Genomic DNA, 12,776 nt, shown 5'->3' with positions numbered 1-12,776 from the left:
ATGAAAGTTGCACTCTTCGTTCCCTGCTTTATCGACGCGTTCTATCCCGAGGTGGGGATCGCAACGCTCGAACTGCTCGAGCGCTTCGGCATCGAGGTCGACTATCCGCAGGAGCAAACCTGTTGCGGGCAGCCCATGGCCAATAGCGGCGCGCAGAGCGAAGCGGCCGGCGCGGAGAAGGTGTTTGCGCGCAACTTCGCGGGCTACGACTATATCGTCGGACCCTCGGCGAGCTGCATCCATCACGTGCGCGAACATCTGACCGCTATCGAGCAGACCGACGAGGTCAGGCAGGTGCGAACCCGCGCGTATGAACTGGTGGAGTTTCTGCATGACGTGATCGGCGCGCGTGAATTTCCGTGGGCCGAATTTCCGCATCGCGTTGGACTCCATAACAGTTGCAGTGCGTTGCGGCATTTGAAAGAGGCCTCGATTTCCGAGGTGGCCGCACCGTTTTTCTCGAAGCCGCTGACGTTGTTGCAAGGCGTAAAGGGCATCGAGTTTGTGAAGCCTTCGCGGCCGGATGAATGCTGCGGTTTCGGCGGCACTTTTTCCGTGACCGAAGAGCCGGTATCGGTGCGCATGGGGCAGGACAAGGTCCGCGATCATCTGAATGCGGGCGCGGAATATATCGTATCGGGCGACATGTCGTGCCTGATGCATCAACAGGGCTGCGCGGAACGGATGAAGGCCGATGCTCGCTTCATTCATATCGCACAGGTTCTGAACGGAGCACGCGAATGAGCCGGATCGATCACGCGAAAGCGGCGGGCGCTTTCATCGCGAAGACGGAACACGTGGCGTTTCACGACAAGCGCCTGTGGGATCTGCGCCAGAAGCGCGATGTGCAGGCGCATGGCATTGCCGAATGGGAAACCTTGCGTGAACTCGCTTCCGGCATCAAGGAACATACGCTGTCGAATCTGTCGGAGTATCTCGAAGCGTTCGCGGCAGCCGCGCAGGCCAATGGCGTGACGGTGCACTGGGCCGCGACGGCTGAGGAGCACAACGAACTCGTCTACAAGATCATGTCGGAACGCGGCATGACGACGCTCGTCAAAAGCAAGTCGATGCTCACCGACGAATGCGCGATGCGCGACTATCTGGAGCCGCGCGGTATCGCGGTGATGGAAACGGATCTGGGCGAGCGCATCCAGCAGCTCGATCATCAGGATCCGAGTCACATGGTGGTGCCGGCGGTGCACAAGTTGCGCGGCGACGTTGCGCAGCTGTTTGGCCGCACGATCGGCACTGATCCTCAGAACAGCGACATTCATTACCTCGCCGAAAGCCAGCGCATGAATACGCGGCCGTACTTCGTGCGGGAGAAAACGGCTGGCATGACCGGGTGCAATTTTGCGGTGGCGGAAACAGGCACCGTGGTGGTTTGCACGAATGAAGGTAATGCCGATCTATCCGCAAACGTGCCGCCGTTGCATATTGCGTCAATCGGGATCGAAAAGCTGATTCCGAAGATTTCGGACCTGGGTGTCTTCATTCGCATGCTGTCGCGTAGCGCGCTGGGTTCGCCGATCACACAGTACACCTCTCATTTCCGCGCGCCGCGTCCGGGCACGGAAATGCACTTTATTCTCGTCGATCACGGCCGCTCCGAGCGCCTCGCGATGGAAGAGTTCTGGTACTCGCTCAAGTGCATCCGCTGCGGCGCGTGCATGAATACCTGTCCCGTGTACCGGCGCAGCGGGGGCCTCTCGTATGGCGGCACGTATTCGGGGCCGATCGGCGCCATCATCAATCCGACTTTCGATTTGAAACGCTATAGCGCGCTGCCGTTTGCGTCGACGCTCAATGGTAGCTGCACCAATGTGTGTCCGGTCAAGATCAACATCCACGAGCAGATTTACAAGTGGCGTCAGGTCATCACCGAGCATCACGAAGTGCCGTTCGTGAAGCAGGAAGTCCTGAAGATGGCCGGCCGTTTGCTGGCGAGTCCGACGCTCTACCGTGCGACCGTAGCGTCGATGAGCGGCGCGCTGCGGCGTCTGCCGAATTTTGTGTTGTACAACCCGCTCAATATCTGGGGGCGCCAGCGCGACTTGCCGGAAGCACCGAAGCTGACCTTTCACGCGTGGTACAAAAAGAATCGTGGAGGTGGCGATGGCAACGCGTGAGGCATTTCTGGCCAAAGTGAAGGCGGCGCAGCCAGCCGCGCGGCCTCGTCCCGAGGTGCCGCTGTTTGCCTCTGCGGGCGGCGATCTGCGCGCGCGTTTTACGGCGGCGCTGGAGGGCATGGGCGGCAACTGTCTGCTGGCAGCGTGCGCGGCGGATGTGCAGTTGCTGATTGAGGAACGTTTCGGTGCGGACACTTCCATTTGTTCGGCCGTACCCGAAGTGGCCGGCACGCGCTCGTTGAGCGCCGATACGCCGCCGGCTTCGCTGGAGGATATCGACGTCGGCGTCGTGCGGGCGCGCTTTGGAGTCGCGGAGACCGGATCGGTGTGGTTCAGCGAGCAGGAGTATGTAGTGAACGCGCTGGGTTATATCGTGCAGCATCTGGTGGTGCTGCTCGATCCTGCGCAACTGATTGATGGTTTGCAGGATGTGTACCGGCGTCCGGATTTTCAGAGCGCGCGTTATGCGGCGCTGGTAACGGGTCCGTCCGCCACGGCCGATATCGAAGGCGTGTTGATTCGCGGCGCGCAGGGTGTGCGGTCGTTGACGGTGGTGTGGTTGACGGAGGGTGAGCAGGCGGGTGCTGCCCGGTCGTTCGGGGTGTAAGGGGATTTGCCTGCGCGGCGCTTTGTTGTTTGCCTACGGCGGTGGACTTTGCTTGTTGGTCTGTTTGGCTTCGCCCTTGACTGTTTGCTTGAGCCGTTGGCCTTTCCTTGATTTGTTAGTGGTCTATTAGCTTCGCCCCTGTGCGGGGCGGCACTCACTTTCTTTGCCGCCGCAAAGAAAGTAAGCAAAGAAAGCGGGCTTCCAACCGCCAGCCCATAAGTGTCCATCTCTGTCGTGAACCGGAAACGGTCCAACACAAGATCCGCCTTCGCGCAGCCACCTTCGTGACACAGCACTCATCCGCTCCAGCGTCCGCTACGCGTCCGCCGCGGGGCACAACTCCTTCTGCAAAAACTGGTGCGTCGCCGCGTCTTGCGGGAGTGCAGGCGCAGGCCCCAGCGGATTTCGCATGCTGGACCACGCGACCTGCACCCGCTTTCCCGCGCAGACCGGTCCGCGACGCACGCAGTGCGGAGTGGGGTGGATGAGCGCTGTGTCACGAGCGATAGTTGTGTGAGGGACGATCTTGTCTCGGACCAATGCCGGGTGGGCGGCGAGGCGCACATCTACTGGCTGGCGGTTGGAAGCCCGCTTTCTTTGCCTACTTTCTTTGCGGCGGCAAAGAAAGTAGGTGCCGCCCCGCACAGGGGCGAAGCTAATAGGCCACTAAGAATACAAGGAAAGGCCAACGCCGTAGGCAACACCACAGGGGCGAAGCTAATAGACCAACAGCAAATCAAGGAAAGGCCAACACCCCAGGCAAACAGCACAGGGGCGAAGCCCAATAGACCAAAAACAAATCAAGGAAAGGCCAACGCCGTAGGCAAACACCACAGGGGCGAAGCTAACGGGTCACTAAGAATACAAGGAAAGGCCAACGGCTCAAGCTAACAGTCAAAGGGCGAAGCTAACAGACCAACAAGACAACAAGTAAAGGCCGACACCGCAGGCAAACCACCCAAGCGCCGCGCAGGCAAAAAAAGCATCACCTCACACCAAAAATCCGTAAGCTCCGCAACGTCAACCCACCCAATGTACCTGTCACGATCGTCGTGAACAGATACAACCCGCCCGGCCCGGCAAGCGCCATCAACGCCGATGCGAGCGTAGGCCCCGCACTCGCGCCCAGCGAGAAAATCAGCAGCAATCCGGCACTCACCGAAATACGCCGATCCGCAGGAATGCAGTCGTTCACGTACGACGTCACCACGCCATACAGCGAAAACACCACGCTGACATACACATATCCCAACACTTCGACGAGCGCACCGCCATGCAACAGGAATAGCAACAGGCTGCACGCCGCTGCGAGCGCCGCAATGGCGACGATGATAATGCGCCGGTCGAACAGATCCGCAAGCCGCGCGACCGGCCACTGCGGCAGCAGCGCCGCGAGCAACGCGAAACCCATAAAATGCGCTACGTCAGTCACGGAATAACCGAGCGTGCGCATGAACACCGGTTGCATCGTGTAAAAGCCGCTGTTGAGCAAGCCCGCGGCGAGGCAGCCGAACACCCCCAGCGGCGCCCACTTGTACACCGTGCCCACGCCGGCGAGTCCTCGTGCAAGGCGCGAAGCGCCGCTGCCCGACGCTTCTGCGGGAGTATTCGATGCAACGGGCATAGGCGCGCTGCCGGCCAGCGCGACCGGAATCAGCGAGGCCGAGAACAGTGCGCTCACAACGCTAAAGAGCGCGAAACTGGCGGGATCGGCGAGGCCGATCAAAAACTGTCCGGTACCGACCCCCAGGTAGTTCGTGATCAGATAGGCGGAAAACACCCGGCCGCGTTGCGCATTGCTGGCCACCTGGTGCAGCCAGCTTTCGACCACCGTAAAAATGCCCACGAGGCAAAAGCCCATGATGAAGCGCAGCACCATCCACACGGCCGGCGCGTTCCACGCGGCGTAACCCAGCGCGCCGCAAGATGAAACCGCGGCAAACGTCACGAAGGCCCGGTGATGCCCGACGCGCCCGATCAATCCACCGCCCCACAAAGCGCCTACCATGAAGCCGATGTAGTACGCGGATTGCACTATCCCCACCATCAGCGAAGGCGTGTGCTGCTGGATCAGGCGCAACGAAATCAACGTGCCGAGCAGTCCGTTCCCCGTGATCAGGATCGCGTAACCCAGCAGCAGAATGGCGGTCGCGTGCAGGCTGCCGGTGCGCGTCGCTTCGCCGGCCGCATCCCCGGGCGGCTCCAGCGTGCCGCCCGTGATGGGCGCGAGGGGCCGGTCGACGGTTTCGTTGAGCGTGGGCGCCGCCGAGAGCGGCTCGTAGGAGGGCGCCGTAAAGTCCGCCGAACCCGGCGGGGCACTCTCCGGCGTAAACGGTAAGCTGGCCGCGTCGCGGGTCCAGGAGTCGTTAGCCGGTTTCATCGTGTGCGTCGGGTGCCGTGCATAAGGTGGTGTTTCTGAACTGTGGTCGCCGCGTGGCGCACGCGCCCGGCGGCAATCCGACGCAGCCCTGCCAACAACAGACGTGCCGTTGCGCGCGCTAGCATGCCATGTAACGCAATGACGGCAGAACGCGGGACGCAGCGTGCATTGAGCACATGGTGGCCCAACTGACGCGTCCAATGCAATTGGCGCAATTCACACAATTGACGTGATCGACGGCGGCCATCAGGCGAAACGGACTGGGCCGAATCCGGCGCTCTGGCAAGCGGCGACTGATTGATCCAGGCGAGCGGGCGAGTGCGGAGGTTGTACGATACGCGGTCGGCTTTTCCTAATCCGCGTGGCGGGACAAATCGAATTCAGAATATGATGCGGAAATTCGCGTGCACGTGGTATGCCAGTTAGCTTTCAATATGACCCGGCCAGATTCGGACGCCAGTCGTGTCGCGCAAGCCAGCAAAGGACGTGAGAGAGGCATCTACTCCATTATTTTTCCAGTCGGAGCCAATTGTGACCAGCGTACCAGTCGAGGCCTTCGTGCCGGGCGATACGCCTGTATTTGTGGCACGTCAGCCGATCATGGATCGGGCAGGTCGCGTCGTCGCTTACGAATTGCTGTTCAGAGACGGTCCCACCGGCGCGGCCCGGGTCGCCGACGACTTACGCCGCACGACGGCGGTGGTAGAGCACGCGGTGGGCTCGATCGGCCTCGAGCGACTGGTCGGCAACAAGGCTGCCTTTCTCAACTGCCCGCATGATTTTCTGTTTTCGGATTACCCCGAGGTGCTGCCGGCGTCGCGTTTCGTGCTGGAAATCCTCGAGTCTGTCGACCTGACTGCAACCCTGTCGCGCCGCTGCAGCGAATTACGCGGCGCAGGCTTTCAGCTGGCGCTGGACGACGTCCGGACCATGACCGACGATATCCGGCGGTTTCTCCCCTCCATCGACATCGTCAAGGTCGACTGGCCGTTCGTCGAGCGCGCCGAGTTACCGGAGCTGGTCAGTCAGTTGAAACGGGCCGGCAAGGTCGTGCTCGCCGAGAAGGTCGAGCACGCAGAAGATGCGGAGCTCGCCCGGCAATTGGGTTGCGATCTGCTGCAGGGCTACTACTTCGCAAAGCCGCAGATTCTTTCCGGCAAGCGTTCGATGCCGCCGGTAAAGGCCATCCTGCAGGTATTCGAACTGGTGGGCAGCGACGCCCCGCTGGGCAGTATTGCCCGGGCCCTGAAAGACACGCCCATGCTGATCGCCCAACTATTACGGCTGGCCAACAGCAGCGAACAGCCCAATGGCAAGGCCGAGCGCGTTTCATCGCTGAAGCAGGCCCTTTCGATGGCCGGCAGCCGCAGGCTGATGCATTGGTGCGGACTGCTGCTGTATGCAAACCGGGACGGTCTGCCCGTGGAAGAGGATCCGCTCGCGCTGCTCGCGCAACGTCGGGCGCGTTTCATGGAAGAATCCATCGACGCGATGGGCGACGGACCCCGTTCGCTGGTCGCCACAGCCTACCTCACGGGCATGCTGTCACTGTTACACGTCGCCTGTCACATGGAGCTGCGCCACTTCGTCGACGAACTCCCCGTTTCGGATGCCATCCGCGAGGCGATCCTGAACGGCGGTGGTCTGCTGGGAGAGTTGCTGTCTATCGCTGCACTGCTTGAACAGGGCGACGCAGATGCAGCTGCAGTGAGGCTTCAACCGCTGGTGGATTCCTCCGCCAGGCTGCAAAAGCTGATCGAGTGTTATTGAGCTGACGCCGGCGGGTTCGGACGCAACCCGGATGGCGCGCCGTGGCGGAGCCCGTGGTTGCTCCGGTTAAAGTATCGGGCGCGGCTGCCGATATGCTGGTCAGGCATCGCCCGTTCAATTTGCTCGATCCGCTGTCATGGCCAAATACACCCGTCCTCGTACTTCGACAGCACACCTCCCTATGACCCTCTCATCGGCTCGCTTGCGATGCACGTTCCAGGGTCCAGCCTTTAGCGCCGTCAACGGTACCTGCTGAGGCTGCGCACATTCATCACGAAACCGGAAGCGAATCCCCAGTGCGACGAATTGCGTTTGGCTCCCTGTTCTATGGCCTGGTCAGCCTCATTCTTGTTTCGTTCTACGGGTGTCATCAGCAAGACCATGATTCGTCGAGCGCGGCCGCGCCGGCGCGGACCACCATTACCGCGTTGATATGGGCTCCGGACTGGCCGGAAGAAATGCTGCAGATTGCCGCCGAATTCAGCAAGCTCAATCCAGACGTGCGCGTCAACGTGCAGTTCATGATCGGCAATTCCGTCGAAGAAAATATCAAGCCGCGAGTCGCCTCGGGCAACCTGCCGGATCTGATGAGCGTTAACCCGAATGCCTATTCGGCCGAACTGGCGGATCAAGGTATCCTGGCCGACGTCAGCAAGACCACGGCATGGAACAACATGCTCGACCCGCTCAAGAGCGACTGGACCAGTCGCGAGGGCAAAAGCTATGGAATCTCCGGCGGCGTGGCAACGACGCTGATCTATTACAACGAGGAGATGTTCGCGAAGGCGGGAATCACGAAACTACCCACCAATTTCCGCGAATTCCTGAAGGTTTGCGAGCAGCTCAAACGCGCGGGCTTAACGCCTATCATGTGGAACGGCGGCTTTCCAAACATGCTCGGCAACGGTCCCTTCAGTTTCGGTTTTGCGAACAATGTGGTCGCACGCGAGCCCGACTGGAAGAAGAAACTGGCCGATGGGACGCTGGATCTGAATACGCCTCAGGTGGCCGACATCTTTGCCAAGATGCTCTTGATGGCAGATCGTGGTTACGTACAAGAGGCGTTCATGACCACGGACTACGACGAAGGCATACGGCTGTTCAAGGAAGGGAAAGTGGCGATGGCGTTCCACGGCAGCTGGGCAGCCGGTCTGCTGCTGAACGGCAATCCATTCGAAGTGGGTGTATTCATCCCGCCGTGGAATGCGCCAGGCCAGCAGGTGGTGCCTGTGATTGGCAGCGAAACCGGGTTTGCAGTGTGTGAGACGCCCAACCGGGCCGCGGCAATGCGCTTTCTGGAATTCATTGCGGGCAAGGGGTTTTCCATTCTGCAAAGAAAGCGCCAGAATATTCCGCCGTTCAAGCAGGTCGTGGGACCAATGGTGAGCAATCCGAAGATTGTCGACTACACAAATACGGTAAGTCGTTACCCGGTGACCGCCAGTCCGTACTATTCGGTATTACCCTCTAATTCGATCGAGCGGTTGCATCCATTGATGCAGGATGTGCTATTCAAGAAGATCACGCCCAGGCAGGCAGCCCAACTCCTGGATGAGTCTGTCAAGAACGAAGCAAAGATGCATTACAAATGAGCTCAATCACCGGTTTGATGCGAAGCGCTTTCGAATACCTGTCGCTGGATTTGCTGCGCCGGGTCGAGATTCGTTACCGGCTGATGACCGCATTCATTCTGCTTTCGCTGTTGCCCATCCTTATTTCGGGCTACATATCGTATGTGAAGTCGACTGAGGCGATCCGGCAAAACGCCGAGATATTCTCGAAGGAAGTCGTGAAACAGGTGTCCCGCAACGTCTTGTTGCGCATGGAACAGATCGAAACGGAAAGTACCTCCCTGGTGCTCTCCGACCGGCTTCAAAACGCGCTGACAGGAGTGGCAAGCGGCAGCGCGAAAGAGCAGAGCGAGGCGCGCCAGGATATGACGCGGTTGCTGCTCGAACACTACGGCTCGACCGATTTCATCAACCAGAAATATCTGCTGGACAAGAACAACCGCATTATGGACACGCAAGTGTTCGGGCAGTTGACGCGCGGCGTGACGCGTCTGGTCGAGCAGGCGCCCGACCGCAACGGACGTCCTTACTGGGGCAGTTACGACAACGGCGTTGGCCAACAGAATCTGGGGATGGTGCGCGCCATCATCAGCAAGAGCAACAATCAGAAGATCGGCAATCTGGTTCTGGTGATTCGCCCCGAGCATTTCTCGGCAATCTTCAATGACGTCGCCCTGGGGAGCGGCACGGACATCTATGTTCTCGACGCCAGCAACAACCAGCTGATCATTCGTGCCGACGACACATCCGCGAACACCGCCGAGACCGCCGCGCCCGATCTGATCGACAGGCTCGCACGCAACGAGCCGTACGGTGATCCGGGTGGCTTCGTCGCTTTCAAAGGCGCGCACGGGGCGCGCTATTTCGCCGCTTATGCAAGAATTCCCGGCACCACATGGTTTGTAATCAGCACGATTGCGGACAAGAAACTGACCGCGGAAGCGCAGTTGGTGCGCGACCAGATCATCCTGGTCGGCATCTCGGGTTTTCTGCTTTCAATCTTCCTCGCCTACTTTATTTCCCACAGCATTTCGGCTCCGCTTCGACAACTGGTGCGCAAAATGCACGACACCGGCAACGCTGCGGGAGCCCCCGCGGAGGAAGACGGGGAGGCGCTCGCGGATGCTGCCGGTCAGGACGAACTCGGCAGGCTGTCGCATCGGTTCGAGAGAATGCGTGAGGCGATCAGGCAGAAGATCCAGAAGATCAAGGAGATCAACGCCTCGCTTGAGCAGACGGTCATTGAGCGAACGGCGGAACTGGTTAGCCGGGAACGCGAGTCGCGCACGTTGACCGAGAATTCGCCGGACTCGATCACCCGCTATGACCGCGACCTGCATCGCATTTACGCCAATCCCGCGTTCTGCGCCCTGACGGGATGCAGCGTTGCCGAGGCGCTCGGCAAGCGGCCTCTTGAAGTCCCGGGCGGCCCCAACGCACTCATCTACGAAACAAAGATTAGCGAGGCTTTCGCAAGCGCACGCAGCGCGCAGTTCGAACTGAAATCGGTCAACAAGGACGGCAAGCAACTGTGCATCCATGTACGCCTGACTCCCGAAATCGGTCCAACGGGTACAGTGAACTCGGTGCTGGTGGTGGGTCGCGACATATCGGAGCGCATGGCATTCGAGGCGACCATCTGGAAACAGGCCAATTTCGATGCGCTGACCCATCTGCCGAACCGTCAGCTGTTTCATGACCGCCTCGAACATGAGGCCAGGATGTCGCTTCGCTCCGGACAGCGTATGGCCCTGATGCTGATCGATCTGGATCGCTTCAAGGAGGTCAACGACTCGCTGGGACACGACACCGGCGACGTCCTGCTGATCGAAGCCGCGCAGCGCATTACCTCGTGCGTGCGCGAATCGGACACGGTCGCGCGTCTTGGCGGTGATGAGTTCACCGTTATCCTGCCCGGCCTCGACGACACCGGGAGCATTGAACGGATCGCCAAAGCCATCATCGCCAAACTGGCCGAACCGTTCAGATTCGGGCCGGACGAGGCGTTTATTTCGGCTAGCGTCGGTGTCACGCTTTACCCCAACGACGCCGGCGCCCTTGATGTGTTATTCAAGAACGCTGACCAGGCGATGTATGCGGCTAAAAATGCCGGACGCAACCGTTTCAGTTACTTCACGGCCGACCTGCAAGTGGCGGCGGAAAAGCGCCGGCGTCTTACCAGCGATCTGCGTGCTGCTTTGCCCGGCGATCAGTTCAAGGTTTATTACCAGCCTATCGTCGATCTGACGAGTGGGGAAATCTACAAAGCCGAGGCGTTGATTCGCTGGCTGCATCCCGAACGCGGCACGATCAGCCCGCTGGATTTCATTCCGTTGGCCGAAGATACAGGGCTCATCGTGCCGATCGGCGACTGGGTGTTCAAGCAGGCCGTGCAGCAGGTACGCGACTGGCGCAGCCGCTTCCATCCGTCTTTCCAGGTGAGCGTCAACATGTCGCCGGTGCAGATTCGCCAGGACAGCCTCGTGTGCTGCCAATGGCCCGAGTATCTCGTCCGCGAAGGCATGCCGGGGCAGAGCGTTGCCGTGGAAATCACCGAGGGATTGTTGCTGCATACCGAATCGAAGATCAACGAGAAACTGCTGACCTTCCGGAATGCAGGGATCCGGATTTCGATCGACGACTTCGGCACGGGTTATTCGTCGCTCGCTTATCTGAAGCGCTTCGATATCGACTACCTCAAGATTGACCGCTCATTCGTGCAGAATCTTGCGTTTGACGGGGACAATCAGGCGCTTTGCGAAGCCATGGTCGTGCTCGCTCACAAACTCGGCTTAAGAGTCATTGCGGAAGGCGTCGAAACGGTCGAACAACGTGACTTCCTCATCTCCGTGGGTTGTGATTTCGCACAAGGGTTTTTGTATTCCCAACCGGTTCCGCCCGAGCAGTTCGAACGGTTGGTGTGGCCGCATCTCAACGATCAGACAGCCAGGGATGTCAATGCAGCCTCCCAGACTGCACAGGCAACCCTAACGTAAGGCGCCCGGCGCCACGAGGCCCGCGTCACCAGTGCCGCTGGCTTCGGCAATCTGTTCGAGGTAGCTCCATGGATAGATGCCGCGTGCGTGCCCGTCACTGAAGATGAGTTGTATGCCGTAGCCCATCGTCTGTATATCGATCAGCGTCACATCCGGCGGCGTTTGCACGGCGTGGCCGTCGCGCCGGAAGCGACGGCATTCGGCACACGCGCAGGCGCGGCGCAACTGCGCGTGCCCGAGCCGCTGTTGGCGTCCGTCGGTCCACCGCAGCGTCAGCAGACGCGTGGCGGTATCGCTCACGATTTCGTCAGGGATACTCACAGGCTCACACCTTCGACCTGTTGCAATGCAATGCGCACGGCCTTGCGCACATCCGGATCGCGATCGTCGAGCGCATCGCGCAGCGCCGGCAAGCTGCGCGGATCACGCAGTTCACCCAGTGCGAGCGCGGCTTCCTTACGCAGATTGCTGACCGTGTGCGTGAGCAGGGCGGCAATCGCGGGCGCCGCGCTGGCCTCGCCGATCTGGCCGAGCGCGCGCACGGCGCGCAAGCGTACCTGCCAGTAGTCGTCGTCGAGCGCCGCCACGAGCGGATCGCGCGCAACCGGCGCACGCAGCTTGCCGAGCGTGGTCGCGGCCTCCTCACGAACTTGCCACGCAGCGTCGCGCAAAGCAACGAGCAGCGCGGTGATGGCAGTCGCATGGAGCGCGGGCGCGAAGCCCAATGAACCGACCGCGGCACGTCTCACATCGGTTTCGGCGTCACCCGTCGCAAGCGCCGCGAGCGGCATCAATGCGCGTGCATCCTTTAGCCAGCCGAGCACGGCGACCGCTTCCAGCCGCACACTAGGCGTTGCATCGGCGAGGGCGTGCAGTGCCGGATCGAAGGCATCGGCAAAACGCAGTTCGCGCAATCCTCGCAGTGTCGCAGTCCGCACGAACGGCTCGGGCCGCTCGACCCAGCGGCGCAGTACCGCACCTGAGGCAGGATTCTTCAATTCGCTCAGGCTCTGGGCGGCCGCTGCGCGAACCTCGCCATGCGTGTCCAGTAGCGCGGCGCACAGCGCCTCCACGATCTCGTCGCGCTCCCAGGCTGCGAGCACGCGCGCTGCTTCGAGCCGCACCTCGGGAGCTGGATCGTCGCGCAGGGCGGCGACAAGCGGCGGCAGCAGGTCGGCATCCTCGAAGTCCGCGATTTCGAGCAGGGCGATACGGCGTACCGCGGCGTCGTCGTCGGCAAGACGCGCGAGCAGGGCGGCACTCCCGGAGTCAAATACGCCGGGCTGAGTGGCGATGATTGGCGGCACGGTCATGGGCACA

General features: G+C 60.7%; 9 protein-coding genes. 6 read left to right on the top strand and 3 right to left on the bottom strand.

All coding sequences use genetic code 11. The annotated features are described in order from the left end of the window. The 3 genes from VGH41_RS24600 to VGH41_RS24590 are packed head-to-tail and all read left to right on the top strand — an operon-like array spanning position 1 to position 2,739. Positions 1-744, top strand: coding sequence for a (Fe-S)-binding protein (locus VGH41_RS24600; protein WP_331600263.1), 744 nt, complete (start codon positions 1-3; stop codon positions 742-744). Beyond that, positions 741-2,132, top strand: coding sequence for a lactate utilization protein B (locus tag VGH41_RS24595; protein ID WP_331600262.1), 1,392 nt, complete (start codon positions 741-743; stop codon positions 2,130-2,132). The genes VGH41_RS24600 and VGH41_RS24595 overlap by 4 nt, the downstream gene beginning before the upstream one ends. Next, a complete protein-coding gene (locus VGH41_RS24590; RefSeq protein WP_331600261.1) occupies positions 2,119-2,739 on the top strand; it encodes a LutC/YkgG family protein in 621 nt (206 codons plus the stop codon). The genes VGH41_RS24595 and VGH41_RS24590 overlap by 14 nt, the downstream gene beginning before the upstream one ends. Before the next feature lie 985 nt (positions 2,740-3,724). On the opposite strand, the gene VGH41_RS24585 is transcribed toward VGH41_RS24590, so the two are convergent. After that, positions 3,725-5,119, bottom strand: coding sequence for an MFS transporter (locus VGH41_RS24585; RefSeq protein ID WP_331600260.1), 1,395 nt, complete (start codon positions 5,117-5,119; stop codon positions 3,725-3,727). 531 nt (positions 5,120-5,650) lie between these two features. Here VGH41_RS24585 and VGH41_RS24580 point away from each other — a divergent pair. From VGH41_RS24580 to VGH41_RS24570, 3 genes are all read left to right on the top strand, one after another. Further along, entirely contained in the window at positions 5,651-6,889 is a 1,239-nt protein-coding gene (locus tag VGH41_RS24580; RefSeq protein ID WP_331600259.1) for an EAL and HDOD domain-containing protein, read from the top strand. 305 nt (positions 6,890-7,194) lie between these two features. After that, on the top strand, positions 7,195-8,481 hold the full coding sequence (locus VGH41_RS24575) for an ABC transporter substrate-binding protein (protein ID WP_414696711.1): 1,287 nt from the start codon (positions 7,195-7,197) through the stop codon (positions 8,479-8,481). Continuing rightward, positions 8,478-11,456 carry a bifunctional diguanylate cyclase/phosphodiesterase gene (locus tag VGH41_RS24570; RefSeq protein WP_331600257.1) on the top strand — a complete coding sequence of 993 codons (2,979 nt, stop codon included), beginning with the start codon at positions 8,478-8,480 and terminating at the stop codon, positions 11,454-11,456. Before VGH41_RS24575 ends, VGH41_RS24570 begins: the two co-directional genes overlap by 4 nt. Here the strand turns inward: VGH41_RS24570 and VGH41_RS24565 are convergent. Continuing rightward, entirely contained in the window at positions 11,448-11,777 is a 330-nt protein-coding gene (locus VGH41_RS24565; RefSeq protein WP_331600256.1) for a DUF971 domain-containing protein, read from the bottom strand. The two genes, VGH41_RS24570 and VGH41_RS24565, sit on opposite strands and share 9 nt — an antisense overlap. Next, positions 11,774-12,769, bottom strand: a complete 996-nt coding sequence (locus VGH41_RS24560) for a HEAT repeat domain-containing protein (RefSeq protein WP_331600255.1) — start codon at positions 12,767-12,769, stop codon at positions 11,774-11,776. Before VGH41_RS24560 ends, VGH41_RS24565 begins: the two co-directional genes overlap by 4 nt. Positions 12,770-12,776 lie beyond the last annotated feature (7 nt).

The organism is Paraburkholderia sp. (assembly GCF_036488795.1).
In the GTDB taxonomy this organism is placed as follows: Bacteria; Pseudomonadota; Gammaproteobacteria; order Burkholderiales; family Burkholderiaceae; genus Paraburkholderia.
The sequence above is the reverse complement of the archived record's forward strand: the minus strand, read 5'-3'. Positions and strand labels throughout refer to the sequence as shown.